Consider the following 25,857-nt stretch of genomic DNA (forward strand, 5'->3'; position numbering starts at 1 on the left):
ATTGACGGAATGTCCAACACTGGCGATTCTCGTCAGACCGAGTACGCGGGACCTGGCGGCCGGACCGGGTACGGGGCCGTGCCGCGGACGGGCGTCGGCCGCGTCGTCCGTCCGTCCCAAAACCCGGGGTACCCATGAGCCGAGTCCGCCACGTACGCCTTCGATTCGTCACCCTGCTCGCCGCGTTACTCGCCCTGGTCGGGACCGCGCTCGCCGCCCCGGCCCAGGGGGCGGGCGGGTCGAACTGGTGGGAACCGGTCGCCCGGCCGGCGCCCGACGCCGCGATCGGCGTCACGGGCGAGCCGTTCACCGGCACCGACGCCCAGGGCCGGGTCCGCGGCTTCGTCGACGCGCACGACCACATCATGGCCAACGAGGCCTTCGGCGGCCGCCTGATCTGCGGCAAGGCCTTCTCCGCGGCGGGCGTCGAGGACGCCCTCAAGGACTGTCCGGAGCACTACCCCGACGGCTCGCTCGCCCTCTTCGACATGATCACCAAGGGCGGTGACGGCAAGCACGACCCGGTCGGCTGGCCGACCTTCGCCGACTGGCCGGCCCACGACTCGCTCACCCACCAGCAGAACTACTACGCCTGGGTGGAGCGCGCCTGGCGCGGCGGCCAGCGGGTGCTCGTCAACGACCTGGTGACCAACGGGGTGATCTGCTCGGTCTACTTCTTCAAGGACCGCAGCTGCGACGAGATGACCTCCATCCGCCTGCAGGCGCAGAAGAGCTACGAGATGCAGGCCTACGTCGACTCGATGTTCGGCGGGCCGGGCAAGGGCTGGTTCCGGATCGTCACCAGCAGCGCACAGGCCCGCGAGGTCGTCCGCCAGGGCAAGCTGGCCGTCGTGCTCGGGGTGGAGACCTCGGAGCCGTTCGGCTGCAAGCAGGTGCTGGACGTCGCCCAGTGCGGCCAGGCCGACATCGACCGCGGCCTCGACGAGCTGTACGGGCTCGGCGTGCGCAGCATGTTCCTGTGCCACAAGTTCGACAACGCGCTGTGCGGGGTGCGGTTCGACGAGGGTTCGCTGGGCGCGGCGATCAACGCCGGCCAGTTCCTGTCGACCGGCACCTTCTGGCAGACGGAGCAGTGCACCGGCCCGCAGCACGACAATCCGATCGGCCTGGCGCCCGCCCCGGCCTCGGTCCAGAGCCAGCTGCCCCCGGGGGTGGCGCTTCCCTCGTACGCGGCCGGCGCGCAGTGCAACACCCGCGGGCTGACCGAGCTGGGCGAGTACGCCCTGCGCGGGATGATGCGGCGCGGCATGATGCTGGAACTCGACCACATGAGCGTCAAGGCGGCCGGGCGGGCGCTGGACGTGATGGAGTCCGTGTCCTACCCGGGCGCCCTCTCCTCGCACAGCTGGATGGACCTCGGCTGGACGGAGCGCGTCTACAAGCTCGGCGGCTTCGTCGCCCAGTACATGAACGGCGCCGAGGCGTTCAGCGCGGAGGCCAAGCGCACCGACGCGCTGCGCGAGCAGTACCACGTCGGTTACGGCTACGGGACCGACATGAACGGCGTGGGCGGCTGGCCCGGTCCGCGCGGGGCCGGTACCGCGAACCCGGTGCGCTACCCGTTCCGCACCGCCGACGGCGGCTCCGTGGTCGAGCGCGCCACCGCCGGCAGCCGCACCTGGGACGTCAACACGGACGGCGCCGCGCACTACGGCCTCGTACCGGACTGGCTGGAGGACATCCGGCAGGTCGGCGGGCAGGACGTGGTCGACGACCTGTTCCGCGGCGCGGAGTCCTACCTCACCACCTGGGGCGCCTCCGAGCGGCACCGGTCCGAGGTCAACCTCGCCGCGGGCGCCACCGCCGTGGCGAGCTCGGCCGAGTGGAACCCGTTCACCGACTTCGGCGCCGCCCGGGCCGTGGACGGCAACGGCTCCAGCCGCTGGGCCAGCGACTGGAGCGACGACCAGTGGCTGCGGATCGACCTGCCCGCCACCACCCTGGTCGGCCGGGTCACCCTGGACTGGGAACGCGCCTTCGCCCGCGCCTACCGGATCGAGGTGTCCACCGACGGGACGAGCTGGCGGACGGTGTGGTCCACCGCCTCCGGCGACGGCGGCCTGGACACCGCGCGGTTCCCCGCCGTACCGGCCCGTTACGTGCGGATCCACGGCGAGCAGCGCGCCACCGCGTGGGGCTACTCGCTGTTCGAGGCGGGCGTCCACCGGAGCTGACGGCGGGGGACGGAAATCCGCCGGAAAAAATCCGCGCGGTGGTGTCGAGAAGCCGTGGGCGGCTCCGTCCCAGGGGCGAAGGCGGCCACAATGGGCCGCACGAACCGCGAGGAGAGGGTCACCATGGCCAAGTACCTGCTGCTGAAGCACTACCGGGGCGCCCCGGAGGCGGTCAACTGCGTGCCCATGGACCAGTGGACGCCGGAGGAGATCGAGGCGCACATGCAGTACATGCGGGACTTCGCGAACCGGCTGGAGAAGAGCGGCGAGTACGTCGACGGCCAGGCGCTCGCCCCCGAGGGGGCGTGGGTCCGCTACGACGGCGAGGGCCGGCCGCCGGTCACCGACGGCCCGTTCGCGGAGACCAAGGACCTCATCGCCGGCTGGATGGTGATCGACGTCGACAGCTACGAGCGCGCCGTCGAGCTGGCCGGCGAGCTGTCCGCCGCGCCCGGGGCGGGCGGCCGCCCGATCCACGAGTGGCTGGAGCTGCGTCCGTTCCTCGCCTTCTCGCCGACCATCACGGAGTGACCGCTCCCGTGGACGAGGCCCTGCTGCGCAGCCTCACCCCGGGTGTGATCGCCGTCCTCGTCCGCCGCGGAGCCGACTTCGCGGCGGCCGAGGACGCCGTCCAGGACGCCCTGGTGGAGGCCCTGCGGGTGTGGCCCGCGAGGCCTTTGGCCGACCCGAAGGGCTGGCTGGTCACCGTGGCCTGGCGCAAGTTCCTCGACGCGGCCCGGGCGGACTCCGCCCGGCGCCGCCGCGAGGACCGCGTCGAGGAGGAGCCGGCCCCCGGGCCGGCCGCCGCGGTCGACGACACGCTCCGGCTGTACTTCCTGTGCGCCCACCCCTCGCTGACGCCCGCCTCGGCGGTCGCGCTCACGCTGCGGGCCGTCGGCGGGCTCACCACCCGTCAGATCGCCCGGGCCTACCTGGTACCCGAGGCGACCATGGCGCAGAGGATCAGCCGGGCCAAGCGCACGGTCTCCGGCGTGCGCTTCGACCGGCCCGGCGACGTGGCGACCGTGCTGCGGGTGCTGTACCTGGTGTTCAACGAGGGCTACTCGGGCGATGTCGACCTCGCCGCCGAGGCGATCCGGCTGACCCGGCAGCTCGCGGCCCGGGTCGACCACCCCGAGGTGGCGGGGCTGCTCGCGCTGATGCTGCTGCACCACGCCCGGCGGGCCGCCCGGACCACGCCGGACGGCGGCCTGGTGCCGCTCGCCGAGCAGGACCGCTCCCGCTGGGACACGGCGGCGATCGCCGAGGGCGTGGCGGTCCTCCAGGCGGCGCTCGCCCGCGACCGGCTGGGCGAGTTCCAGGCCCAGGCGGCGATCGCGGCCCTGCACGCGGACGCGCGCGGCGCGGAGGAGACGGACTGGGTGCAGATCGTCGAGTGGTACGACGAGTTGCTGCGGCTGACCGGCAGCCCCGTGGTGCGGCTCAACCGCGCGGTGGCGCTGGGCGAGGCGGACGGGCCGCGCGCCGGGCTGGCGGCGCTGGCGGAGGTGGAGCCCGGGCTGCCGCGCCGGACGGCGGCGGAGGCCTACCTCCGCGAGCGGGACGGCGATGCGGCGACGGCGGCGCGGCTGTACGCCGAGGCGGCCCGCGAGGCGCCCAACCTCGCCGAGCGGGACCATCTGACGCGCCGGGCCGCCCGGCTGAACACCGCGCTCGCGGCGGACCGGGAGGAGGGGCGACCGTCCTGAGCACTGGGGGCCGGGTTTCGGCAAATACTTGCACTAGCCTCTTATGGGCCCTGGCCGGTATTTACCTTCATGGCTTACCCTTGGGTACCGCCACCCTCGGTAAGGAGACCGGCCCCATGACCGCCACGGACCCCGCGCTCACCGCCCTGGCCAGTGGCTGGGGTGCGCTCTCCCTCCTGCACGGCAGGATCGAGTCCCACATCGAGCGCACCCTGCAGTCCAAGCACGGCCTGAGCGTGCGGGAGTACTCACTGCTGGACGTGCTCAGCCGGCAGCACGACGGCGAGGGCGGCCACCTCCAGATGAAGCAGGTCGCCGACGCGGTCGTGCTCAGCCAGAGCGCGACGACGCGGCTGGTCACCCGACTGGAGGACCGCGGCCTGCTGGCCCGCTACCTGTGCCCCACCGACCGCCGCGGCATCTACACCAATGTCAGCGAGGACGGGCTGAAGCTGCTGGAGGAGGCCCGGCCGACCAATGACGCCGCGCTCCGCGAGGCGCTCGACGAGGCCGCGCGCAATCCCGAGCTGGCCTCGCTGGTCGCGGCCGTCGAAGCCGTCGAGACCCCGGCGCGGCTCGGCTAGCCACCCCGCCCGCCCCGACCGGCCCCAGCACCTCGCTGGGGCCGGTTTTTGCATGCCCGGACCCGTTCGCCGCACCCCGGCCACACCATGCGACCGCCGACATCCAGAGAACGAGCACAGTCCGCGCTTGCACTTATAGCGCGCCTGCAATTATTGTGAAGACACGCAAGGAGCTCACTCAAGCAATCACAGAAGGGTCGAGCCCAATGCCTCTCGCACTGCTCGCTCTGGCCGTCGGCGCCTTCGGCATCGGCACCACCGAATTCGTGATCATGGGCCTGCTGCCCGAGATCGCCGCCGACTACGGCGTCTCCATCCCCACCGCGGGCCTGCTGGTCACCGGCTACGCGCTCGGCGTGGTCCTCGGCGCACCGCTGCTGACCGTGCTCGGCACCAAGGTCAGCCGCAAGCGGATGCTCATGCTGCTGATGGGCCTGTTCGTGCTCGGCAACCTGGTCTCGGCCCTCGCCCCCTCGTTCGGCATGATGCTCGCCGGCCGCGTGGTCGCCTCGCTCGCCCACGGCGCGTTCTTCGGCATCGGCTCCGTCGTCGCCGCCGACCTGGTCGCCCCGGACCGGAAGGCCGGCGCCATCGCCACCATGTTCACCGGCCTCACCGTCGCCAACATCGTCGGCGTGCCGCTCGGCACCTACATCGGGCAGGCCGTCGGCTGGCGCACCCCCTTCGCCGGCGTGGCCGTGCTCGGCGTCGTCGGCCTGCTCGGCATCGCCAAGCTGGTACCCGCCGCGCCCCGGGCCGAGGGCGCCCACCTGCGCCGCGAGCTGACCGCCTTCCGCAACCCGCAGGTCCTGCTCGCCATGGCGATGACCGTGCTCGGTTTCGGTGGCGTCTTCGCCGCGATCACCTACATCGCCCCGATGATGACCCACGTGGCGGGCTACTCGGACGGCGCGGTCACCTGGCTGCTGGTCCTCTTCGGCATCGGGATGTTCCTCGGCAACCTGCTCGGCGGCAGGTACGCCGACCGCAAGCTGATGCCGATGCTCTACACCGCCCTGGGCGGCCTCGCCGCCGTGCTCGCGCTGTTCACCCTGACCGCGCACAACAAGGTCCTCGCCGCGATCACCATCATGCTCGTCGGGGCGCTCGGCTTCGCGACCGTGCCGCCGCTGCAGAAGCGGGTGCTGGACCAGGCCCACGGGGCGCCCACCCTGGCCTCCGCCGTGAACATCGGCGCCTTCAACCTCGGCAACGCGCTCTCCGCCTGGCTCGGCGGCATGGTCATCACCGCCGGCCTCGGCTACACCGCGCCGAACTGGGTCGGCGCCGGGCTCGCCGCCGCCGCCCTCGTCCTCGCCCTCTGGTCCGCCGCCCTGGAGCGCCGCACCTCCGCGGCCCCGGCCCCGGCCGGCCCCGTCGCCACCGCCGTCGCCGCCCACCACTGACCCCCCGTCCGGCTCCCCCACCCCCGGAGAACCACCACCATGAGCACCACCACCATCACCCCGCTGACCACCGCCGACGCCGAGACCCTGATCACGGCCGCCCGCGCCGCCGCCGAGGCGGCCGGGGTCCCGGTCAGCGTCACCGTCCTCGACGCCGGGGGCCACCTGCTCGCCTTCCGCCGCGACGACCGGGCCGTCCTCATCTCCGGCGAGACCAGCACCCGCAAGGCCTACACCGCGCTGCAGCTGAACGCCCCGACCGCCGACCTGGTCGACCTGGTCAAGCCCGACGGGCCGTTCCACTCGCTGCCGACCGCGCTCGACCGGCCGCTGCTGTTCATCGCCGGCGGCATCCCCGTCCACCGCGACGGCCGCCTCGTCGGCGCCATCGGCCTCGGCGGCGGCGCCCCGGAGCAGGACCACTCCTTCGCCACCGCCGCCCTGCGGGAACTCTCCCACTGAGCCGCGCCGCTCGTGCGGTCCTCGCCGACCACGGCGAACGGACCGCCCGCCGCACCCCCGGCAACCGCACCGACCGAAAGACCGGTACCACCATGAACGCCCCCACCGTCCCCACCGTCCCCACCGTGAAGCTCAACAACGGCGTCGAGATCCCCCGGCTCGGCTTCGGCGTCTTCCAGGTCCCCGACGACCGGACCACCGCCGCCGTCGCCGCCGCCCTGGAGGCGGGCTACCGCAGCATCGACACCGCCGCGATCTACGGCAACGAGACCGGCGTCGGCCGGGCCCTGGCCGCGGCGGGCCTGCCGCGCGAGGACCTGTTCGTCACCACCAAGCTGTGGAACGCCGACCAGGGCTACGACGAGACCCTGCGCGCCTTCGACGCCGGCCTCGCCAAGCTGGGCCTGGAGACCGTCGACCTCTACCTGATCCACTGGCCCACCCCGGCCCGGGACCGCTACCTCGACTCCTGGCGCGCCATCGAGCGCCTCGCCGCCGAGGGCCGGATCCGCGCCGCCGGCGTCTCCAACTTCCAGCCCGCCCACCTCCAGCGCCTGCTGGACACCAGCGAGCTCGTCCCGGCCGTCAACCAGGTCGAGCTGCACCCCGGTCTGCAGCAGGCCGAGCTGCGCGCCTTCCACGCCCGCCACGGCATCGCCACCGAGGCCTGGAGCCCGCTCGCCCAGGGCGCCGTCCTGGACGACCCGGCGATCACCGCGATCGCCGGGCGCACCGGCAAGTCGCCCGCACAGGTGGTGCTGCGCTGGCACCTGCAGCTGGGCACCATCGTGATCCCCAAGTCGGTCACCCCGGCCCGCATCCGAGAGAACCTCGACGTCTTCGACTTCGAGTTGACCGGCGAGGACCTGGCCGCGATCGCCGCGACCGACCGCGGCCTGCGCACCGGCCCGCACCCGGACGAGTTCAACTGATCCTCCCGCGCTCCATCGAGGACAGCCTCCGGCGGCTCGGCACCGACCGCCTCGACATCGTCTGGGTCCACGACATCGCCCAGGAGCAGAACGTCGACATGGTCGTCGGCGGCCCCTACAGCTCCGGCATCCTCGCCGGCGGCGCCCACTTCGAGTACCGGGCCGCCCCGCCGCAGATCATCGAGCGCGTCGGCAGGCTCAAGGACCTCACCGCCGAGCACGGCGTGTCCGTCAAGGCCGCCGCCCTCCAGTTCTCCCTCGCCCACCCCGCCATCGCCGCCGTCGTCCCCGGCGCCACCAAGCCCGGCCGCATCGCACCGCCACCAGGAGAGATCACCATGGCCTCCACCACCGTCAGCCGCATCGTCCCCGCCACCCCCGAGAAGGTCTGGACCCTCGTCGGCGGCTTCGACGCCCTGCCCGACTGGCTCCCCTTCGTCCCCGAGAGCGTCGCCGTCGAGGGCGGCCGGGTACGCCGCCTCGCCACCCCCGACGGCGACGTCATCGTCGAACGGCTCGTCGACTTCAACGAGACCGAGCGCCGGTACAGCTACACCATCCTCCAGGCCCCGTTCCCGGTCGACGGCTACGTCGCCACCATCCGCGTCCACGCCGTCCCCGGCCGCGACGACCTCGCCGAGGTCCAGTGGTCCGGCCGCTTCAACCCGGTCGACGCCACCGAGCAGGAGGTCGTGGACCTCTTCACCGGCATCTACGCCGACGGCCTCGACGCCCTCCACCGGACCTTCGCCGGCTGAACGGCACCGCACAGCCCGTGGCCCCGGCCCGCCCGACAGCGGAACGGGGCCACGGGCGTGCCGACGGCCGGTCAGTAGTCCGGCAGGTCGAAGACCGTGGCGGCGCGCAGGGCCTCCTCCGCCTCGGGGCCGAAGTCGAAGTCGAAGTCGTCGAAGGCTCCGGGGCCGTCCCCGGGGCCGGCGGTCAGGCGGTTGCCGGTCAGCTCCAGGATCGCCTGGTTGGCGGCCACGTGGTCGCGCAGGCGGCGCTCGTAGGCGGGGTAGGCCGCCCGGTGGTCGCCGTCGGCCGCGTGCAGTTCCCCGGCCAGGACGTAGGCGGCGGTCAGCGCCACGCTGGTGCCCTGGCCGGTGAGCGGCGAGCAGCAGTAGCCGGCGTCGCCGAGCAGCGCGACCCGGCCGTGCGACCAGCGGTCCATCCTGATCTGGGCGACCACGTCGTAGTGGAAGACGTCCGTCTCCCCCAGCGCCTCCAGGAAGCGCGGCACCTCCCAGCCGATCCCGGCGGCGCGCCCGGCCACCAGGCGGCGCTGCTCGGCCGGGTCGCGCGGCAGCATGCGATCGACGGGCTCGTCGGAGCCGAAGCCGAGGAAGAAGCGCAGTTCGGTGTTGTCGCGGACGGTCATCGCCATGCACATCCGGTCGCCCGGGCCGGCGGGCCGGTGGACCACCTGCCAGCGGTCGAGTCCGAGGTGGTTGGGCGCGCTCCAGCCGGCGAGGTAGGTGTCGATCGGGTGCAGGTAGTCGCGCTCGGGGCCGAAGACCAGGCGGCGGGTGTTGGAGTGCAGGCCGTCGGCGCCCACCAGGAGGTCGTAGGACTGCTCGACGCCGCTGCGGAAGCGGACCTGGACGCCCTCCTCGTGCTGGACGAGGGTCTCGATCGAGTCGTCGAAGCGGTACTCGACGCCGGGGCAGGCCGCCTCGACGAGCAGGGCCGCGAGTTCGTCGCGCAGGATCTCCACGTCGGGGCCGTCGACGGGGCCTGCGCCGGCCGTCCACCCGGTGCTACGGCTCAGCTCGCGGCCGTCCGCGTCGACCAGGGACATCCCGCGCACCCCGGTGCGCCGCGCCCGGACCTCCGCCAACAGGCCCATGCGGTCGACGACGTCCAGCGCGTTGCCGCGGATGTCCACCGGCTGGCCGCCCCCGCGCAGCGACGGGGCGCGCTCGACGACGGTGACGCGGAAGCCGTAGCGGTCCAGCCAGTGGGCGAGGGCGGTGCCGGCGATCCCGGCGCCGGAGACCAGGACCGAGGTCGTGCGCGAGTGGTGCGGCCGGGTGCTGTTGGACATGGCGTGCCTCCCTTGGATCGTTCACTGCCACGCACCAGCCTCCCGCCGGCCGCTGTCGGCGCACCGGCACCGCTGTCGTCCCGCCCACAGCGCACTGACAGGCCGTCAGCGAGCCTGTCCTGCCGAGTGGAGGACAGGATCTGACCTATACGGCTCCTACTGTGGATCACGTCGGACGGCAGGGGCCGCCGACACCGGAGCACCCACGGAGGTACCGACATGAGCGACACCGCGACCACCACCGCCCCCGCAGTCACCGGCGAGCGGGCCGACCTGCTCGCGCAGCTCGCCACGCAGCGCCACTTCCTGCGCTACACCACCCGCGACCTGACCGACGAGCAGGCCGCCCTGCGCACCACGGCGGGCGAACTGTGCCTGGGCGGCCTGATCAAGCACGTCGCGAGCGTCGAGCGGGCCTGGGCCGGCTTCATCCTCGAAGGCCCGTCCGCGATGCCCGACTTCACCAACCCGACGCAGGCCGACCTGGACCGGCGGGCCGAGGTGTTCCGACTGCTGCCGGGCGAGACCCTGGCCGGTGTGCTCGCCGCCTACGAGGAGGTGGCCCGCCGCACCGACGCGGTGATCGCCGCCCTGCCGGACCTCGATGTCTCGCACCCGCTGCCCGAGGCGCCGTGGTTCGAGCCCGGCGCCCGCTGGTCCGCCCGCCGGGTGGTGCTGCAGATCATCGGCGAGACGGCGCAGCACTCCGGCCACGCCGACATCCTGCGGGAGTCCCTGGACGGCGCCAAGTCGATGGGCTGACGCCCACCCGGCCCCCGGCGCGCCTCGGGATGCGCACCGGGGCGGGTGCGGTGCGGTCAGCCGAGGTGCCGGCCGAAGAACCGCAGCGTGCCGTCGAGTTCGAAGGCCGGGAGGTCGCCGTGCCGCCCGGGGTTGGCGTGCAGGGTCTTCTCGGCGGAGCCGAGGGCCTCGAACAGGGCCAGGGCCGCCGCGCGCGGGACGCGCTCGTCGTCCCACTGGAGCAGGAACTCCACCGGGACGGTGATCCGCGCGGCTTCGGCGGCCGAGGCGATGGCCCCGCCGAGGCCGAGGACGGCAGCGCGCACGCGGGGTTCGGCGGCGACGAACGGGACGCCGAGTCCGCAGCCGAGCGAGATCCCCCGGTAGCCGACCGGCCCGGCGCCGACGTGGTCGAGCCGCTGGACCGCATCGAGGACCGCCCGCCACTCGGGCACCGTGCGGCGCGCCACCAGGGCGTGGAACTCCGCGAGGAGCGGCGCCGGTTCGGCCCCGGCCTCGATGCGCGCCCGGTTGGCGGTGGCGATCCGGTCGTACTCCTCCTGCACCGGCCGGTCGCCGTGGCCGGGCACGTCCGGCGCGACGACGGCGAAGCCGCACTCGGCGACCAGCCGGCGGGCGAGGGTCAGGACGGCGGGGGCCTTCTTGTGCTCGCCGCCGCCGTGTCCGAGCAGGATCAGGGGGCGGGGGCGGGCGGGGCCGTCCGGGGTCCAGAGCGCGCCGGGGATCTCCCCCAGGACGAAGAGCTGCTCGCGGATGCCGTCGGACGACGTGTCAGTGGTGAAGCGCATTGCGGTACGGGCCTTTCGGGGTGCCTACTGCGGGCACTCCCGGGCCATGCGAGGGAGGGGTGCCCGACGTGTCACAGCGTTGATCGGTCCCACCTCCTCGGTTCGCAGCGGCGCACGGCGACGTGGAACGTACCACGGGGCGCTGCGGTCGCACAGCGGAGTTAGAGGGTCTCACTGAAGTTGTTGACACTCACGACGACAAGGAGTTACAACTTATAACGAACGCGAAATCCTCTAGGGAAAGGGAGGGCCCAGCCATGAGTGAGCAGCGCCTGCTCGAAGTCGTCCTGCCGGGCGTGGTGGCTCCGGAGGGACTGGAGCTCCGCTACGGGACCGTGCCCGGGGCAGGCCCGGGCCAGGTCGTGATCGGCGTGGAGGCGACCGGCGTCTCGTTCGCCGAGCAGCAGATGCGCCGCGGGCGCTACTACGACCAGCCGCCGTTCCCCTTCGTCCCCGGCTACGACCTGGTGGGCCGGGTGCTGGCCACCGGCGAGGGCGTCGACCCGGCCCTGACCGGCCGGCGGGTGGCCGCGCTGGTCAAGGTCGGCGGGTGGGCCAGCCATGTGGCGCTGGACGCCGCGGACGTGGTGCCCGTTCCGGACGGCCTCACCCCGGCCGAGGCGGAGACCGTGGTGGTCAACGGCATCACCGCCTGGCAGATGCTGCACCGGCTGGCGCGGGTACGGGCCGGACAGACCGTGCTGGTGCACGGCGCGAGCGGCGGAGTCGGCTCGGTACTGGTCCAACTCGCCCGCGCGGCAGGCGTGTCGGTGATCGGCACGGCCTCCGCCCGGCACCACGGCGCACTGCGGGAGCTGGGCGCCGCCCCGCTCGACTACCGGGGCGGCGATATCCCCGCCCGGGTCCGGGAGCTGGCGCCCGGCGGGGTGGACGCCGTGTTCGACCACCTCGGCGGGCGCAGCGTGGTCGACTCCTGGGGGCTGCTCGCCCCCGGCGGCACCCTGGTCGCCTACGGCAGCGCCTCCACCCGGGACGACACCGGCTCCAAGCAGTGGCCCGTGCTGAAGATCCTCGCCCGCACCTGGCTCTGGAACGCCCTGCCCAACGGGCGCCGCGCCCGCTTCTACAACATCTGGGCCGGCCGGGCGCTCGGCAGGGAGGGCTTCCGCGCACGGCTGCGGGCCGACCTCACCGAGGTCTTCGGCGCCGTCCGCCGCGGCGAGGTCTCGGCCCCCGTCGCCGCCGAACTCCCGCTCACCAGCGCCGCCGAGGCGCTACGCCTGGCCGAGTCCGGCACGGTCAGCGGCAAGGTGGTGCTGCTCCCCTGACGCCCGCGCGGGGCTCCCGGACCGCGCGTCCGGGCCGCACCGGCATGGGCGCCATGCCGGACGCCCCGCAGGACGTCGGATGGTCGCTCGGCACGGACGTCGGCCTCCCGCGCGAGCTGAGCTGCGCACGTTCTTCCGCCCCTGCCGGGCGGCGGTGGTCTAGGACATGCCGCGACCGGTCGGCGGCGAGGGTTCCACGGGCGGCGGCTCGGTCGAGTAGCGGGCTCCGTGGGCGTTGAAGTGGGCCAGGTAGTGGGTGACGCCGTCGAGCCGCAGCTCCAGGGGCGGCGGATCGGTGACCAGGTGGCTCCGGCCGCGGTCGCCGTCCACCCGCGCCGTCATCTTCGGAGTGTTCCAGGACCGCGCCCAGCTCTCCGCCTGTTCCCGGGGCCACAGGACGTGGGCGCCGACCTCCTTCTCCGCACCGGGCTCCGCCTCCGTCAGCGCACGCACCAGCGCCGGGCTGTAGACGTCATGGACCCGGAAGTTCACCAGGAAGCGGCTCGCCATCACGATCCGGATGTAGCGGCGGTGGTTGCCCCGATGGCGTCCGGCCACGATGACGTTCTCGCCGCCGTCGCCCCAGGCCGGCGGTGCGATCCACACCTTCGCCCCGGGCGCGAAGTGCCGCAGCCCCGCGCGGATCTCCAGCCCGCCCTCGCCGTGGCTGGTCTCCTGGGCGACATTGGCCACGAGGCATGTGCCCAGCGGCTCCGGTCCGGTTGCGTCCGTCATGGCTGCCATGATCGCCCAATCCGGGCGTGCCTGCGCGGTCCTTTTCGGGGGCGGCACGGCGGCGCCCGCCGGCGGCCTCAGCTCGGAGTGCCCGACGCGAGGTGTTCGCGGGCCGCCGCCAGGTGGCGGGCGGCGGTGCCGAAGTGGTGGGAGACCAGCGGAAGGACCTGCGGGCCGAGCCGTCGGGTGAAGGCCTCGGCCGCCTCCAGCGGGGTGGTGGCGCGGAGCAGCAGCGCGGCCGTCTCCGCTCCCTGCGGGCCGGGCCCGGCGGCCTGGAGGCCGGCCGCGGTCCGGCGCAGGAGGATGAGCGCGTCCTCGGCGTCCGGCGGGCCGTCCGAGAAGTCGTGGCCCCACCAGGACAGTTCGACGGTGACCGCCTGCAGGTGCGTCTCGCAGCGCCGGAACCACCAGGCGGTCCAGGAGGCGGGCAGGGTCGCGCTGTTCGGACTCATGTTGTCAATCGGCACGGGCCGATCATGTCCCACAAAGTCCTTCCGCGCCCGGGTAATCCGGAAAAATCGGTCGTCCGGGTATCGGCGGCCCCCGGTGTCGGCGGGCAGCGCCGGACCGCCCCCGGCGGGCCGGGGGCGGTGGGCGGGCGGAGCGGTCACAGGGTGCCGTGCACCACCTGGCCGTCGAAGAGGGTGAGGTCGATCGGGAGGTCGGGCAGGTCGTGCGGGGAGGTGTCGGCGAGGCGGCCGCCGAGGACGCACAGGTCGGCGACCTTCCCGGGTTCGAGGCTGCCCTTCCAGTGTTCGGCGAAGTCCTGGACGGCGGGGGCGGAGGTGTAGGCGCGCACGGCCTCGGGGAGGCCGACGCGCTCCTGCGGTCCGCTGGTGCGGCCGGTCGCCTTGGACTCGCGCAGCAGCATCGAGGCGACGCCCCGCCGCCAGTCCGGTTCGGTGATCGGCGCGTCCGAGCTGGCGCACAGCCGTACGCCGGCCGTGAGGGCGGAGCGCACCGGCCACATCCTGCCGGAGCGCTCCGCCCCGACCACCTCGTCCATGAGGTCGGAGATCGTCCACTTGATCGCCGGGTTCATGTTGACGCCGTAGCCGTGCTCGGCCAGCAGGGCCAGGCTGCGCGGTGTCGCGAAGTCACCGTGGATGAGGTAGTGCCGGGCGTCGGCGCGCGGGTGGGCACGCTGGGCGGCGGCGAAGGCCTCGGTGACGGTGTCGATCGCCCGGTCACCGGTGACGTGCACCCCCAGCTGGTGGCCGGCCACGTGCACGGCCCGGATCATCGCGGCGAGTTCGACGGCCTGGACCGCGGGCCCGCTGCCGTGCACGCACAGCGCGCCGTGGCCGCCGCCCTCGTAGGCGTCGTGCATCCAGGCGGTGCGGTGGGGCGGCACGCCGTCGGCGAACAGCTTGACGCCGAGGAGGTTGAACCGGCGCGGGTCGACGCCCTCCAGGGAGATCCCGGCCAGCTCGGCGAGCCCGGACCGCACGTCGGCCAGGCCGCCGCCCATCGGGGCGGGGAGCAGCAGGAGGCTGACCCGCGCCCGCAGGTCGCCGCTGCGGGCGAGCTCCAGGTAGGTGTGCAGCGCGCCGCTGCCCATCGCGCCGGCCATGATGCTCTCGCCGCCCGGGCCGAGTCCGGGTTCGGTGTAGCTGGTGGTGCCCAGGGCGTGCAGGGCCGCGATCGCCCCGGTGATCGCGGCGCGGCGCCGGTGCTCGTCGGGGCGGGGGATGTGCGCCTGGACGGCGCCCTGGGCGGCCTCGCGCAGGATGCCGGTGGGGTGGCCGGCCGGGTCGGCGTCGATGGTGCCGCCGGGCGGGGGTTCGGTGCCGGGGCCGATGCCGGCCGCTTGCAGGGCGGCCGAGTTGACCCAGGCGATGTGGTCGGAGAAGTCGGTCAGGCAGACGGGGTTGTCGGGGGCCGCGGCGTCGAGGTCGGCGCGGTCGGGCATCGCCCGGCTGCCGTCCAGGCACTCGGCCAGGTAGCCGGTGTCCCAGCCGCGGCCGACGATCCACTCCCCCGGCGCGGCGGCGCGGGCGGCCGCGGCGACGGCCGCCACGACGTCCGCGATCGAGCGGACGACGGGGAAGTTGAGGTCGAGGGCGAGCGGCGGGCGGTTGAGGCCCCAGGCGTGGCCGTGCAGGTGCGAGTCGTTGATGCCGGGCAGGACGGTGCGGCCGCGCAGGTTCACCACCTCGGTCGCGGGCCCGGCGTGGGCGAGGACGGCGGCGGTGCTGCCGACGGCGGTGATGACGCCGTCGCGGACGGCCAGCGCCTGGGCGGTGCGGAACCCGGCGTCGACGGTGAGCACGTCGCCGTCGACGAGGACGAGGTCGGCGGGGAGGTCCACGGTCTCAGGGCCCCTCGGGGGAGACGACGCCGCGGTCCGCCCAGTAGGGCTCGACCAGCTCGCGCACGCGCTCGGCGCCGACCCGCTCCAGCAGGGCCAGGGCGCCGACGTTGTCGGTCAGCTGCCGCATCCGGCTGGCGCCGAACAGCACGGTGGCGGTGGCGGGGTGGGTGAGCGCGAAGGCGACGCAGAGCTGCGCGGGGGTCGCGCCGAGGTCGGCGGCGACGGCGGCCAGTGAGCCGGCCGCCTCGGTGATCCGGTCGCGGATCCCGCCCGGGTCGCGGCCGATCTCGCGCGCGGGGCTGGTGCGGCCGGCCAGGATGCCGCCCTCCAGGATGTCCGAGGCCTGGAGGGAGAGGCCCTCGGCGAACAGCTCGGCGAAGGGCTCGCCGTCGGGGATGGCGCGGCGGCAGGGGCTGTACTTGAGCTGGGCGAGCTGCGGGCCGGGCGAGCCGGCGGCGCGGGCGTGCTCGCGGATGGTGCGGATCGCGGTGGCGGACCAGTTGTTGACGCCCCAGCAGCCGATCAGGCCCTCCTTCTCCAGCTCGGCCAGCTCCTCGGCGACGGCGCGCAGGTCGAGGTCGTCGCGGCGGATGTCGCCGAGCACGGCGAGGTCGGCGTGCTCGACGCCGGCCCGGAGGAGGGCGTTGGCCAGCTGGTCGCGCAGCGACAGCTGGGGGTAGGGCTCCAGCCAGAGCTTGGCGGAGAGCAGGTAGTCCGCGCGGGCGAGGCCGCCGGCCCGCACAATGGCGGAGAACAGCACGTCGGTGAAGACCGGCGGCTGGCCGGGGATGCCGTAGACGGCGACGTCGAAGAGGTTGATGCCGAGGTCCACGGCGTGGCGGACCATGGCGACGGCGTCGCCGAAGTCCATCCGGTCGTAGGTGTGCCAGGAGCCGAGGGACAGGGCGGACACCTCGGGTCCGGCGGTGCCGAGCCGGCGGCGGGGGACGACGGTCATGGTGGTCCTCACGGGGTCGGGGGTGACGGAGGGATCGGGCGGGCGGGTGCTCGGGAGGGGCACCCGGCGCCCCGGGGACGGGACACCGGGACGTGAGGGACGCCGCGGGGCGCCGGGCGGATCGGGGGCGCCGGCGGAAGGCCGCCGGCGCGGGGCGGAACGGGGCCGGACACGCCTCAGGGCAGCCAGGGGTGCACGACGGCCTTGGTCTGCTCCAGGCGGGCCATCGCCTCGATGGCGCCGGTCGCCCCGCCGAGGCCGACCGGGGCGCTGAACAGCGCGTCCCAGTCGAAGTGCGAGCGGAAGGCGGCCAGGAACTCCACCGCCCGGTGGTAGTCGCCGACGTCGCCGTTGAGCGAGCCGAGCACGGTCAGCTCCTTGCCCATGACGGTGCCCAGCGGCAGCTCCTGGAGGGCCGGTCCGGTGGTGCCGACGACCACGAACCGCCCGCCCCAGGCGGCGAGGTCCACCGCCTCGGCGCCGACGCCGGGCGCGCCGGCGAGGTCGATCACCAGGTCGGCGCCGCGCCCGCCGGTGGCGGCGAGCACCGCCTCGCGGCGGGCCTCGGGGCCGTCGGCCAGACCGAGCGTCAGGTCGGCGCCGAACTCGGTGGCGAGTTCCAGGCGGCTGTCCGGCGCGCCGATGGTGATCACCGGTCCGGCGCCGCCCGCCTTGGCCACGGCGGTGGCGACGATGCCGAGCGCGCCGGCGCCCTGGATCACCACCGAGGAGCCGGGGCGGGTGCCGCCGGCCCGGTCGAAGGCGTGCAGCACCGTCTTGACGGCGCAGCCGGCCGCGGCCGCCCAGGTGGGCCCGACCTCCTCGGGCAGCAGGTACTTCTGCGCGTTCGGGACGACGTAGTTGTACTCGGCGAGCCCGGCGGTGGCGTACGGGTAGCGGTCGGCCCGCTGGCGGAATCCGTAGCCGCGGTCCTCGCAGGCCACCGGGTTGCGCAGCACGGTGCAGCCGTGGCAGAACCCGCAGGTGGACTCGGACCAGCCGATCCGGCGGCCCACCGCGACCGGGCGGCCGAGCGCGTCCACGGTGCCCTCCCCCACCGCGACGACGGTGCCGACCGTCTCGTGGCCGAGGACCAGCGGCAGCATCCCGGGCAGCGACATCGCCCCGCTCCACAGGTGGACGTCGGTCGCGCACAGCGTGGCGCAGTCGACGCGCACCAGGGCGGCGCCCGGTTCGATCCGCCGGGGCAGCGGCAGCTCCTCGATCACCAGCGGCTCGCCGTGGGCGTGCAGCACGGCGGCCCTGGTGCCGGTCGGAAGCGTCATGGTCCTTCGTCTCCTTCGTTCCCCTGGTCGACGGTCCGGGCGGGTGCCCGGACCGGTCATCGGCTGTGGGCGGTGTCCCAGACCTCGTTGCGGCTGCGCCACCAGAGCAGCACCACGATGACCAGGAAGGGCACCACGCCCTGGTACTTCTGGATCGCCTCGACGGAGGCGGACAGGCCCTCCAGGCAGCCGAGGACGAGGCCGCCGAGCAGGGTCAGCGGCAGGCTGCGGAAGGCGCCGAGCATGGCGACGGCCAGCGCGGTGTTGATGAGCTTGCCGAGGGTGGAGAAGTCCCCGCCCAGGCGCGGCGCGGCGAGCACCACGACCAGCGTGGTGACGGCGCCGATGGCGGCCCACACGGCGACGGCCAGCCGGGCCACCGGGATCCCGACCACCTCGGCGGTGGCGGGCTGCTCGGACAGCGCCTGGAGGCGCAGGCCGAGCCGGGTGCGGCCGAGCAGCAGGCCGACGCCGACGGTGATCACCGCCGCGAAGGCGATGGTGACCAGCACGGACTGCGGGATCACCACGCCGCCGAGGGTGAGCACCGGCTTCTCGAAGGGGCTCGGGAAGGTGTGGGCGCCGGTGGTGGTGGAGCCGAACAGCCGCAGTCCGGCGGCCATCACGGCGACGTAGACGGCGACGGTGACGGCCGCCTTGGTGTTCTGCGAGTGGCCGGCGAACCAGCGCACCAGCACGGTGCCGAGCAGGGCGGACAGCGCCGCCCCGGCGAGCACCCCGGCGGGCAGGGCGAGCCAGAGGCTCACGCCGTCGTCGGTGAGGCCGACCATGACGAAGGCGCCGATCGCGCCGACGGCGGCCATCGCGAAGTTGACGGTGGCGACGAGCCGGTAGGTCAGGACGACGCACAGGCCGAGCAGGGCGTAGACGCCGCCGCCGGTCAGGCCCGCGAGCGTGGAGTTGAGCATGGGACACCTCCTGGGGTCCGGCGGGGGTCCTGCGGGGTGGGGGTCACTTCTTGCCGGGGACGACGAAGCCCTCGGGGAGGACCTTCCAGGCGCCGTCGACGGCCTGGACGAAGCGGCTGCCCTGGACGGAGTTGTGGGCGTCGCCCTCGCCGAACACCCAGGGGGTGCCGACCATCGGGTACTCGAGCGGCTGCATGGTCTTGAACGCCTTGGTGACGGACTCCCGGGTGATCGGCCCGGAGATGCCCTTGAGGACCTGCACGAAGAGGTCGGCGGCCATCACGCCGCCCTGGCTGAAGGCGGTCTTCTGGATCTTGTTCTTGTCGACCAGCTGGGACCAGCGCTCGTTGCCGGGCAGGGCGGTGTCGGTGTAGGGCTGCCACTCGGTGCCGGCGTAGACCTTGAGGCCGGCCGGGATCGCCTGGGCGTTGGCGTCGGTGTAGCTGTTGGCGCCGACGATGAAGTCGACGTCGTCCATGCCCTGGGTCCTGGCCTGCGCGAAGTACGGGCCGACGATGCCGTTGTAGAGGACGGCCTGGCAGCCGGCGCCCTTGTCGGCGACCAGGTACTTGGTCGGGTCGCCCTCGGCGATGGCCAGCTCCTTGTGGGCGAGCTGCTTGCCGGTCAGCTCGGTCCACTTCTTGATCGCGTCCTCGATGCCGCCGCCGCTGCCGGGCAGCACGGTGTAGTCCAGGCAGACCTTGTCCCGCTTGAGCACCTCGGAGGCGTAGTAGAGGTTGGCGGTGAGCAGGTTGAACGGGCCGGGGTTGACCGGGGCGATGTTGGGGCTGCTGAAGCAGGCGGGGTCGACGCCGACGGCCGGGATCGAGACGATCTTCTCCTTGCTGTAGGAGGCGCGGTTGAGGCCGCAGTCGACGGCGCTGGAGGAGCCGACCAGGGCGACGACCTTCTTGGACTTCACCAGGTCGACGGCGGCCTCGGTGGAGCGCTGCGGGTTCATCGCGTCGTCCATGCTGACGAGTTCCAGCTTGCGGCCGTTGATGCCGCCGGCGGCGTTGACCTCGTCGAAGACGGCCTTGACCGCCTGGGGGACCTCGGGGGTCTGGAACAGGCCGGTGATGCCGTTGATCGAGCCGACCTTGATCGGGCCGGACTCCGAACCGGAGCCGGACCCGGAGCTGGTGCAGGCGGTGGCGCCGAGGACCAGTGCGGTGGCGGCGGCGAGGGCGGCGATCGGCCGGGCGTGCGTCATGGGTGCACTCATTCCGTTCAGTGGGGGCGCGCTTGAACAGGGGGAGCTGCGCGGTCCCGCGCGAGGGTGGGTGTGGGGGTGCGGGAAGCGGGGCGGCGCGGGGCGCCGGTCAGGCGACCGGCATGTCCGCGGTGCCGAGGTAGGCGGCCATCACGGTCGGGTCGGCGAGCACCTCGCCGGTCGGTCCGCTCGCGATGACGTGGCCGAAGTCCAGGACGGTGACCTCGGAGCAGGCGGCCTGGACGAGGTCCATGTCGTGCTCGACGAGCAGGACGGAGACGCCGTACCGGGCGGGCACCTGGGCGAGCCGGCGGCCGAGGGCGAGCGACTCGGCGGCGGACTGGCCGGCGGCGGGCTCGTCGAGCAGCGCGACGGCGGGCCGGGCGGCGACGGCCGCGGCGACGTCCAGCAGGCGGCGGGCCCCGGCGTCGACCAGGGAGACGGGCAGGCGGCCGGGCGGGCAGCCGAAGAAGTCGAGCAGTTCGTCGGCCTCCTCGGTGGACAGGCTGCGGCCGGCGCCGATGGTGAGGTACTCGTACTGGGTGAGCTCCGGGGCGATGGTGGTGGTCTGGAAGGTGCGGCGCAGGCCGCGGGTGGCGCGGGCGCTGGGGCTGAGCCGGTCGAGCGGGGTGCCGGCGAGCGCCACGCCGCCCCGGTAGCCGCCGACGAAGCCGGTGACGGCGGCGATGAAGGTGGACTTGCCGGCGCCGTTGGGTCCGATGAGGCCGACCACGGCGCCCCGGGGGACGGTCAGGTCGACGCCGTCGAGGGCGGTGACCCGGCCGTAGCGGACGGTCAGCCCGCTGACGGTGAGGGCCGGCTCGCCGGTGGCCACGGTGGCGGGGGCGACGGGCGCCTCGGGCTCGGCCGGGCGGTCGGCGGCGGTGGCCTGGTGCTCCTTCAGGAAGGCGCGGGCGGCGCGCTCGCGCTTGCGGGAGCGGGTGAAGTCGGTCTGGCTGACGCCGCTGCGCAGCGCGAAGACGGCGCCGACGCCGAACAGCATGCCGCCGAGGTCCTGCGGCAGGTCCAGCTTCTCCAGGATCGTCGCCATCACGGCGCCGAAGATGCCGCCCATCACGGCGCCCTCGGGGTTGTGCGGGCCGATCATGATGGCGACCGCGAACAGCGCGAGCGACTGCATCATGGCGAAGTTGCCGGGGACGACCAGGCCCAGCTGGCCGGCCATCAGGCCGCCGCCGACACCGGCGACGAAGGCGCTGATCGCGAACGCGGCGAGCTTGCTGCGGGCGACCGAGACGCCGTGCGCGGCGGCGGCCCGCTCGGAGTGGCGCAGTTCGGTCCAGGACATCCCGAGCCGGGTGCGGTTCAGCAGCGCGAGGCCGAGGGCGATCACGGTGAAGACGACGACGACCAGGACGAAGTAGGCGCCGTCCTCCTCGAACAGCGCGGGCCGCTCCAGGGTCTTGAGCTCGGCCATGCCGGGCATCTGGTTGGCGTTCAGCACGATGTCGGCGGAGACCGCGAAGCCGAAGGTCACCACGGCCAGGTTGACGCCGCGGATGCGCAGCGCGGGCAGGCCGATCGCGACGCCGACCGGGACGGCGGCCAGGCCGCCGAGCACCAGCCAGACCAGGAAGCCGCCGGGGGCGTCGGCGACGTTGAGCCGCAGCACCACCCAGGCGCCGATCGAGGCGAAGGACATCTGGCAGAGCGACATCACCCCGACCCGGCCGACGATCACGCCGTAGCTCTGCATGATCACGGCGCTGACCACGGCGGTGATCGCCAGGTACACCCAGTAGGCCGGCAGCAGGGCGGGAACCAGGACGCACGCGGCGACGGCGGCGCCGAGGCCGGTGAGCAATGCCCGTCGGTCGCCGGCCAGTCTTTCGGTGAGGCTCATGCTCCCCCGCTCTCCACCGGGCCGCTGCCCGGGCCGTGGTCCGCCACCGCCGCGCCGGCGGGCTGCGGGGTCGCGCCGAAGTAGAAGTCGTGCAGCCGGTCGGCGTCGCCGCGCAGTTCGGCGCAGGGGCCGTCGTAGGCGATCCGGCCCTTGCTGAGCACGTAGGCCCGCTCGCCGATCTCCAGCGCGAGGTGGGCGAACTGCTCGATGAGGAGCACGGCGATGCCGAGGTCGACGAGGTCGGCGACGGCCCTCATCAGGCGGTGGACGACCACCGGCGCGAGGCCGGAGGACATCTCGTCGATGAGGATCGTCCTCGGCCGGGAGACCAGGGCGCGGCCGAGGACGAGCATCTGCTGCTCGCCGCCGGAGAGGTGGCCGGCCTGCAGGCCGCGGCGCTTGTCCAGTTCGGGGAAGAGCCGGTAGGCGGTGTCGAGGTCGGCGCCGTCCCGCTGGGCGACCAGCAGGTTCTGTTCGACCGTCAGGGTGCGGAAGACGCTGCGGGCCTGCTCGACGTAGGCGAGTCCGGCGGTGGCGCGGCGGTAGGTGGACAGCTTGTCGATGGGCCTGCCGTCGAGGCTGACGGTGCCGGAGGTGCAGCGCACCAGGCCGGCGATGCCGTCCATCAGGGTGGTCTTGCCGGCGCCGTTGGCCCCGAGCAGGACGGTGACCGAGGCGGGGGCGACGTCCAGGCTCACGCCGTGGACGACGGGGGCCTCGGCCCGGCTGATGCGGACGTCGCGCAGGGCGAGCGCGGGTGTCATCGCTCGGCCCCGCAGGCGGCGCGGATGGCGTCGGCGACCAGGGCGTGGGCCCGGGCGGCGTCGGTGAGGTCGGTGGCGAGCAGGCCGAAGAAGCCGTGGATGAGGCCGTCGAACTGCACCAGGGAGGTCTCGACGCCGGCGGCGGCGAGCGCCCGGGCGTACTCCTCGCCCTCGTCGCGCAGCACGTCGTACTCGGCCTCCAGGACGAGCGCCCGGGGCAGCCCGGACAGGTCGCGGGCGCGCAGCGGGAGCAGGTAGGGGTCGGCGAGGTCGTTCGCGTCGCGCGGGTACTGGGTGAAGAACCAGTCCATGCTGTCCTTGGACAGGAAGTAGCCCTCGGAGTAGTCGGCGTAGGAGACCCGGCCCTCGTCGGGGTGGGCGACCACCGGGGAGACCAGGACCTGAAGGGATATCCGGGGACCGGCGTGGTCGCGGGCCCGCAGGCTGGTGACGGCGGCGAGGTTGCCGCCGGCGCTCTCGCCGCCGATGGCGAGGCGCCCGGGGTCGGCGCCGAGGGTGGCGGCGTGCTCGTGGAGCCAGGTGAGGACGGCGTAGCAGTCGTCGGCGGCGGCCGGGTAGCGGTGCTCCGGGGCGAGCCGGTAGTCCACCGAGACGACCACGGCGCCGGCGGCGGCGCACACGGCGCGGCAGGAGTACTCGTTCTCGTCGAGACAGCCGATGGTCCAGCCGCCGCCGTGCAGCCAGATGAAGGCGGGGAAGGGGCCCTCGCCCTCGGGGGTGTAGATCCGCACGGGGATGTCGCCGGCCGGGCCCGGCACGGTGGTGTCCACCACCGAGCCGACGGACGGCAGGGTCTGCGGCATGATCCAGGTGGTGCGGAACTGCTCACGCATGGTCGCGGCATCGAGCTCGACGGGCTGGGCGGGCTGCTCCGCCGCACCGGCCCGGTCGATGATCAGCTGTGCCTCGGGGTGCAGGGGCATCGTTTACCTCCGATTGCCCGGGTGCCGCTGGGGGGTTCGGCACTCGAAAATCGTATCTGATTCCATGTACGTTAAGCAGTCACAATCCACGGTGTCCAGAGCTGGGAGCAAGATGATGCGCAACGGATTCCAGGCCGGAATCGCCGCAGCTGACCTGGTCATGCGGGGTGGCCGCGTGCACACGATGGACGGCGCCCGCACGGTCGCCGAGGCGCTGGCCGTGCACGGGGGCACCGTCGTGCGGGTCGGCACCGATGCCGAGGTGGCGCCGCTGATCGGGCCCGGGACCAGGGTGGTGGAGCTGCGCGGGCGCTCCCTGCTGCCCGGCATCAACGACTCGCACCTGCACGGCGCCTGGCTCGGCACGATGTGGCCGGACACGCTGATGGCGCGACTGGCGGCCGCGCCGGACGGCGGCGGCTTCGGCGACGGCGGGCACGGCCACGACGGCCACGACCACGCGGGCGAGGGGCCGGCGCTGGCCGCGCTCACCACCTCCGCCGAGCGGCGCCGGGCGATCCTGCGCACCGGCGAACTGCTCGCCTCCCTCGGCATCACCAGCTACACCGAGCCCGGCCTCGGCCCCGGCGAGGACGGCGGGCCGACCGGCTGCTTCTCCTCCGCCGTCCTCGCCGAGTACGCCGAGCTGGCCGCCGAGGGCCTGTTGCGCGCGCGGGTCACCGCCCTGCTGCTGTTCGGCCTGCTGGACGGCGCGAGCAGCGCCGGCGACCTTTTGCACGGGCTCAAGGGGTTCGAGGCGCCCGCCGAGGTGCCCGGCTGGTTCCGGGTGGCCGGGGTGAAGATCTTCGCCGACGGCATCCCGCCGATGGGCAGCGCCTGGAGCGAGGAGCCGTACGCCGACGGCGGCCACGGCGCCCTGCTGGTGGACGGCGCCGACCCGGGCGAGCGGGAGGCGAACCTGCGCGCGATGATCCGGGCCGCCCACGCGGCCGGCCACCAGATCGGGGTGCACGCCACCGGCAGCCGCACCACCCGGGTGGTCACCGAGGCCTTCGCCGAGGCCCGGGCGGCGGACGGCCGGGACGGGCGGCACTACCTGATCCACGGCGACGTGCTGCACCCGGCGACGCTCGCCGCGATGGCCGCCGCCGGGGTGGGCCTGAACACCCAGCCGGGCATCGCCGCCGCGACCGCCCCGATGCTCGCCGGGGCGCTCGGCGCCGACGCGCTGGCGCACGCCTGGCCGGTGCGCGACGCGCTGGCGGCGGGCGTGCCGCTCTGCCTCAGCTCGGACGCCCCGGTGCTCGCCCCCAACTGGCGGGCCGGCGCGGCCGCGGCGGCCACCCGGGCGGTGGAGGCCACCGGCCGCGACCAGCGGCTCGCCCTGGTGGAGGCGCTGTACGCCTACACCGCGGCCCCGGCGCGGCAGGACGGCGCCGAGGGCTGGAAGGGCACGCTGGAGGCCGGCAGGGCGGCCGACCTGTGCCTGCTGGACGCGGACCTGCGGGAGGTCGCCCCGGCCGCGCTGCCCGAGGTGCCGGTGGCGATGACCGTGCTGGACGGCCGGGTGGTGCACGAGGCCTGACCACGACGCGGCCGCCCCGGACCTCCGACGCGGAAGGTCCGGGGCGGCCGGTCTTTCAGTTCGCCGGGGCGTCGGTGCCCCAGGAGGCGCCGGGGTGGACGACGTCGCGGTCCAGCCAGAGCCCGGCAACCGCCTCGCGCAGCTCGGTCCCGTGGCGCTCCAGCAGCTCCAGCGCGCCGAGGTTGGCCTCGAACTGCTCCAGGCCGCTGGCGCCGAACAGCACGCTCGCGGCGGCCCGGTGGGTGAGCGTGAAGGCCAGCGCGAGCTGGGCCGGGGTGGCGCCGAACCCCTCCGCGATCCGCAGCACCTGCGGGTACGACTCCCGGATCCGCTCGCGGATGCCGCCCGGGTCGGCCCCGATCTTGCGCTGCGGGTGCAGTTTGCCGGCCAGGATGCCGCCCTCGAAGGCGTCCGAGGCCTGGAGGCCGAGGCCGGCCTCGTCGAAGAGCCGCCCGTAGGGCTCGCCCTCGGGCACCGAGCGGCGGGCCAGGCTGTACTTGAGCTGGGCGAAGGACGGCGGCTCCATCCCCTCCGCGACGGCGAAGCGGTGGGCGGCCCCCAGGTCGTCCGCCGACCAGTTGTTGACGCCCCAGGCGGTGAACCGCCCGGCCCGCACCTGCTCGGCGACGTCCGTGACCACCGCCGGGACGTCCAGTGCGCCCAGGTGGTCGCCGACCACCACGAAGTCGGCGCGGTCGGTGCCGACCCGGGCCAGCGAGACGTCCAGTTGCTCGGCGAAGGAGGCCTTCGGGTAGTCCCAGAGCCACAGCTTGCCGCAGAGCAGGTAGTCGGCGCGGGACAGGCCGGCGCCCCGCACGGCCTCGCCGAAGAGGATGTCGGTGACCGCGTTCTCCGCGTGCGGGCCGAAGTTGTAGTGGGCGACGTCGAACAGGTTCACCCCGCGCGCGACGGCGCGGGCGACGAGCTCGGCCGCCTCGTCGGTGGTCATCCGGTCCCAGGTGTTCCACGAGCCGAGGCCGAACACCGGCACCTCGGGCCCGTGCGCGCCGAGCCCGCGCCGGGGCACCGCCTGGGTGCCGCTGCTGCGGGACACGGTTTCCGAGAACTCCACGCCAACCTCCTGAGGATCCGAGTGGTCCGGCTCTGGCCGCCGGGAAGGCGATCGTATA

Annotated in this window: 24 protein-coding genes and 1 pseudogene; 12 read left to right on the forward strand and 13 right to left on the reverse strand. The window is 74.1% G+C overall.

Annotated features, from left to right (window positions below):
- The first annotated feature begins 134 nt into the window (after positions 1 to 134).
- From ACFCLZ_RS01305 to ACFCLZ_RS01345, 9 genes and pseudogenes are all read left to right on the forward strand, one after another.
- A complete protein-coding gene (locus ACFCLZ_RS01305; protein WP_380282697.1) occupies positions 135 to 2,195 on the forward strand; it encodes a discoidin domain-containing protein in 2,061 nt (686 codons plus the stop codon).
- A gap of 123 nt (positions 2,196 to 2,318) precedes the next feature.
- Positions 2,319 to 2,726 (forward strand): YciI family protein, encoded by a 408-nt coding sequence (locus ACFCLZ_RS01310; protein ID WP_380286405.1) that lies wholly within the window; start codon positions 2,319 to 2,321, stop codon positions 2,724 to 2,726.
- 8 nt (positions 2,727 to 2,734) lie between these two features.
- Positions 2,735 to 3,904: an RNA polymerase sigma factor gene (locus ACFCLZ_RS01315; RefSeq protein WP_380286406.1), complete on the forward strand. Its 1,170-nt coding sequence runs from the start codon at positions 2,735 to 2,737 to the stop codon at positions 3,902 to 3,904.
- 116 nt (positions 3,905 to 4,020) lie between these two features.
- Positions 4,021 to 4,488, forward strand: a complete 468-nt coding sequence (locus ACFCLZ_RS01320; protein ID WP_380282698.1) for a MarR family winged helix-turn-helix transcriptional regulator — start codon at positions 4,021 to 4,023, stop codon at positions 4,486 to 4,488.
- 206 nt (positions 4,489 to 4,694) lie between these two features.
- On the forward strand, positions 4,695 to 5,894 hold the full coding sequence (locus ACFCLZ_RS01325; protein WP_380282699.1) for an MFS transporter: 1,200 nt from the start codon (positions 4,695 to 4,697) through the stop codon (positions 5,892 to 5,894).
- 39 nt (positions 5,895 to 5,933) lie between these two features.
- Positions 5,934 to 6,356, forward strand: a complete 423-nt coding sequence (locus ACFCLZ_RS01330; RefSeq protein WP_380282700.1) for a heme-binding protein — start codon at positions 5,934 to 5,936, stop codon at positions 6,354 to 6,356.
- 92 nt (positions 6,357 to 6,448) lie between these two features.
- Complete coding sequence (locus ACFCLZ_RS01335) at positions 6,449 to 7,288, forward strand: aldo/keto reductase (RefSeq protein ID WP_380282701.1); 840 nt, start codon at positions 6,449 to 6,451, stop codon at positions 7,286 to 7,288.
- Positions 7,289 to 7,296: 8 nt separating this feature from the next.
- Positions 7,297 to 7,605, forward strand: a pseudogene (locus ACFCLZ_RS01340) (aldo/keto reductase); the annotation flags it as partial.
- A gap of 21 nt (positions 7,606 to 7,626) precedes the next feature.
- On the forward strand, positions 7,627 to 8,046 hold the full coding sequence (locus tag ACFCLZ_RS01345; RefSeq protein ID WP_380286408.1) for an SRPBCC family protein: 420 nt from the start codon (positions 7,627 to 7,629) through the stop codon (positions 8,044 to 8,046).
- Positions 8,047 to 8,117: 71 nt separating this feature from the next.
- Here ACFCLZ_RS01345 and ACFCLZ_RS01350 read toward each other — a convergent pair whose 3' ends face one another.
- Positions 8,118 to 9,335 carry an FAD-dependent monooxygenase gene (locus ACFCLZ_RS01350; protein WP_380282702.1) on the reverse strand — a complete coding sequence of 406 codons (1,218 nt, stop codon included), beginning with the start codon at positions 9,333 to 9,335 and terminating at the stop codon, positions 8,118 to 8,120.
- A 219-nt stretch (positions 9,336 to 9,554) separates the two neighbouring features.
- Between ACFCLZ_RS01350 and ACFCLZ_RS01355 the strand changes: the two genes are divergently transcribed.
- Positions 9,555 to 10,097, forward strand: a complete 543-nt coding sequence (locus tag ACFCLZ_RS01355; RefSeq protein WP_380282703.1) for a DinB family protein — start codon at positions 9,555 to 9,557, stop codon at positions 10,095 to 10,097.
- A gap of 56 nt (positions 10,098 to 10,153) precedes the next feature.
- Here ACFCLZ_RS01355 and ACFCLZ_RS01360 read toward each other — a convergent pair whose 3' ends face one another.
- On the reverse strand, positions 10,154 to 10,885 hold the full coding sequence (locus ACFCLZ_RS01360) for an alpha/beta fold hydrolase (protein ID WP_380282704.1): 732 nt from the start codon (positions 10,883 to 10,885) through the stop codon (positions 10,154 to 10,156).
- Between the two features lie 257 nt (positions 10,886 to 11,142).
- On the opposite strand from ACFCLZ_RS01360, the gene ACFCLZ_RS01365 reads away from it, so the two are divergent.
- Positions 11,143 to 12,174, forward strand: a complete 1,032-nt coding sequence (locus tag ACFCLZ_RS01365) for a medium chain dehydrogenase/reductase family protein (protein ID WP_380282705.1) — start codon at positions 11,143 to 11,145, stop codon at positions 12,172 to 12,174.
- 159 nt (positions 12,175 to 12,333) lie between these two features.
- Here ACFCLZ_RS01365 and ACFCLZ_RS01370 read toward each other — a convergent pair whose 3' ends face one another.
- The 10 genes from ACFCLZ_RS01370 to ACFCLZ_RS01415 all read right to left on the reverse strand — a co-directional run bounded on the left by ACFCLZ_RS01370 (position 12,334) and on the right by ACFCLZ_RS01415 (position 23,181).
- Positions 12,334 to 12,909 (reverse strand): hypothetical protein, encoded by a 576-nt coding sequence (locus ACFCLZ_RS01370; protein WP_380282706.1) that lies wholly within the window; start codon positions 12,907 to 12,909, stop codon positions 12,334 to 12,336.
- Between the two features lie 77 nt (positions 12,910 to 12,986).
- A complete protein-coding gene (locus tag ACFCLZ_RS01375; RefSeq protein WP_380282707.1) occupies positions 12,987 to 13,376 on the reverse strand; it encodes a hypothetical protein in 390 nt (129 codons plus the stop codon).
- A 140-nt stretch (positions 13,377 to 13,516) separates the two neighbouring features.
- A complete protein-coding gene (locus ACFCLZ_RS01380; RefSeq protein ID WP_380282708.1) occupies positions 13,517 to 15,220 on the reverse strand; it encodes an amidohydrolase in 1,704 nt (567 codons plus the stop codon).
- Positions 15,221 to 15,224: 4 nt separating this feature from the next.
- A complete protein-coding gene (locus ACFCLZ_RS01385; RefSeq protein ID WP_380282709.1) occupies positions 15,225 to 16,181 on the reverse strand; it encodes an aldo/keto reductase in 957 nt (318 codons plus the stop codon).
- A 176-nt stretch (positions 16,182 to 16,357) separates the two neighbouring features.
- On the reverse strand, positions 16,358 to 17,467 hold the full coding sequence (locus ACFCLZ_RS01390; RefSeq protein ID WP_380282710.1) for a zinc-binding dehydrogenase: 1,110 nt from the start codon (positions 17,465 to 17,467) through the stop codon (positions 16,358 to 16,360).
- A gap of 56 nt (positions 17,468 to 17,523) precedes the next feature.
- Positions 17,524 to 18,396, reverse strand: coding sequence for a branched-chain amino acid ABC transporter permease (locus ACFCLZ_RS01395; protein WP_380282711.1), 873 nt, complete (start codon positions 18,394 to 18,396; stop codon positions 17,524 to 17,526).
- Between the two features lie 43 nt (positions 18,397 to 18,439).
- Positions 18,440 to 19,609, reverse strand: a complete 1,170-nt coding sequence (locus ACFCLZ_RS01400; protein WP_380282712.1) for an ABC transporter substrate-binding protein — start codon at positions 19,607 to 19,609, stop codon at positions 18,440 to 18,442.
- 109 nt (positions 19,610 to 19,718) lie between these two features.
- Positions 19,719 to 21,473 (reverse strand): ATP-binding cassette domain-containing protein, encoded by a 1,755-nt coding sequence (locus ACFCLZ_RS01405; protein ID WP_380282713.1) that lies wholly within the window; start codon positions 21,471 to 21,473, stop codon positions 19,719 to 19,721.
- Positions 21,470 to 22,237, reverse strand: coding sequence for an ABC transporter ATP-binding protein (locus ACFCLZ_RS01410; RefSeq protein WP_380282714.1), 768 nt, complete (start codon positions 22,235 to 22,237; stop codon positions 21,470 to 21,472). The genes ACFCLZ_RS01405 and ACFCLZ_RS01410 overlap by 4 nt, the downstream gene beginning before the upstream one ends.
- The gene (locus tag ACFCLZ_RS01415) at positions 22,234 to 23,181 is read right to left on the reverse strand and encodes an alpha/beta hydrolase (RefSeq protein ID WP_380282715.1); all 948 of its coding nucleotides are present in this window, start codon (positions 23,179 to 23,181) and stop codon (positions 22,234 to 22,236) included. The genes ACFCLZ_RS01410 and ACFCLZ_RS01415 overlap by 4 nt, the downstream gene beginning before the upstream one ends.
- Positions 23,182 to 23,365: 184 nt before the next feature.
- On the opposite strand from ACFCLZ_RS01415, the gene ACFCLZ_RS01420 reads away from it, so the two are divergent.
- Positions 23,366 to 24,727: an amidohydrolase gene (locus tag ACFCLZ_RS01420; RefSeq protein ID WP_380286409.1), complete on the forward strand. Its 1,362-nt coding sequence runs from the start codon at positions 23,366 to 23,368 to the stop codon at positions 24,725 to 24,727.
- Positions 24,728 to 24,782: 55 nt separating this feature from the next.
- On the opposite strand, the gene ACFCLZ_RS01425 is transcribed toward ACFCLZ_RS01420, so the two are convergent.
- Positions 24,783 to 25,799: an aldo/keto reductase gene (locus tag ACFCLZ_RS01425; protein WP_380282716.1), complete on the reverse strand. Its 1,017-nt coding sequence runs from the start codon at positions 25,797 to 25,799 to the stop codon at positions 24,783 to 24,785.
- Between the last annotated feature and the right edge of the window lie 58 nt (positions 25,800 to 25,857).

Origin of the sequence: Kitasatospora purpeofusca, from assembly GCF_042691725.1 — a bacterium.
Taxonomy (GTDB): domain Bacteria; phylum Actinomycetota; class Actinomycetes; order Streptomycetales; family Streptomycetaceae; genus Kitasatospora; species Kitasatospora purpeofusca_B.

Excerpts from the sequence above, each read along its gene's own strand:
- ACFCLZ_RS01305 (WP_380282697.1), top strand. The coding sequence starts at position 135 with ATGAGCCGAGTCCGCCACGTACGCCTTCGATTCGTCACCCTGCTCGCC.
- ACFCLZ_RS01310 (WP_380286405.1), top strand. The coding sequence starts at position 2,319 with ATGGCCAAGTACCTGCTGCTGAAGCACTACCGGGGCGCCCCGGAGGCG.
- ACFCLZ_RS01320 (WP_380282698.1), top strand. The coding sequence starts at position 4,021 with ATGACCGCCACGGACCCCGCGCTCACCGCCCTGGCCAGTGGCTGGGGT.
- ACFCLZ_RS01325 (WP_380282699.1), top strand. The coding sequence starts at position 4,695 with ATGCCTCTCGCACTGCTCGCTCTGGCCGTCGGCGCCTTCGGCATCGGC.
- ACFCLZ_RS01330 (WP_380282700.1), top strand. The coding sequence starts at position 5,934 with ATGAGCACCACCACCATCACCCCGCTGACCACCGCCGACGCCGAGACC.
- ACFCLZ_RS01335 (WP_380282701.1), top strand. The coding sequence starts at position 6,449 with ATGAACGCCCCCACCGTCCCCACCGTCCCCACCGTGAAGCTCAACAAC.
- ACFCLZ_RS01345 (WP_380286408.1), top strand. The coding sequence starts at position 7,627 with ATGGCCTCCACCACCGTCAGCCGCATCGTCCCCGCCACCCCCGAGAAG.
- ACFCLZ_RS01350 (WP_380282702.1), bottom strand. The coding sequence starts at position 9,335 with ATGTCCAACAGCACCCGGCCGCACCACTCGCGCACGACCTCGGTCCTG.
- ACFCLZ_RS01355 (WP_380282703.1), top strand. The coding sequence starts at position 9,555 with ATGAGCGACACCGCGACCACCACCGCCCCCGCAGTCACCGGCGAGCGG.
- ACFCLZ_RS01360 (WP_380282704.1), bottom strand. The coding sequence starts at position 10,885 with ATGCGCTTCACCACTGACACGTCGTCCGACGGCATCCGCGAGCAGCTC.
- ACFCLZ_RS01365 (WP_380282705.1), top strand. The coding sequence starts at position 11,143 with ATGAGTGAGCAGCGCCTGCTCGAAGTCGTCCTGCCGGGCGTGGTGGCT.
- ACFCLZ_RS01370 (WP_380282706.1), bottom strand. The coding sequence starts at position 12,909 with ATGACGGACGCAACCGGACCGGAGCCGCTGGGCACATGCCTCGTGGCC.
- ACFCLZ_RS01385 (WP_380282709.1), bottom strand. The coding sequence starts at position 16,181 with ATGACCGTCGTCCCCCGCCGCCGGCTCGGCACCGCCGGACCCGAGGTG.
- ACFCLZ_RS01390 (WP_380282710.1), bottom strand. The coding sequence starts at position 17,467 with ATGACGCTTCCGACCGGCACCAGGGCCGCCGTGCTGCACGCCCACGGC.
- ACFCLZ_RS01395 (WP_380282711.1), bottom strand. The coding sequence starts at position 18,396 with ATGCTCAACTCCACGCTCGCGGGCCTGACCGGCGGCGGCGTCTACGCC.
- ACFCLZ_RS01400 (WP_380282712.1), bottom strand. The coding sequence starts at position 19,609 with ATGACGCACGCCCGGCCGATCGCCGCCCTCGCCGCCGCCACCGCACTG.
- ACFCLZ_RS01405 (WP_380282713.1), bottom strand. The coding sequence starts at position 21,473 with ATGAGCCTCACCGAAAGACTGGCCGGCGACCGACGGGCATTGCTCACC.
- ACFCLZ_RS01410 (WP_380282714.1), bottom strand. The coding sequence starts at position 22,237 with ATGACACCCGCGCTCGCCCTGCGCGACGTCCGCATCAGCCGGGCCGAG.
- ACFCLZ_RS01415 (WP_380282715.1), bottom strand. The coding sequence starts at position 23,181 with ATGCCCCTGCACCCCGAGGCACAGCTGATCATCGACCGGGCCGGTGCG.
- ACFCLZ_RS01420 (WP_380286409.1), top strand. The coding sequence starts at position 23,366 with ATGGACGGCGCCCGCACGGTCGCCGAGGCGCTGGCCGTGCACGGGGGC.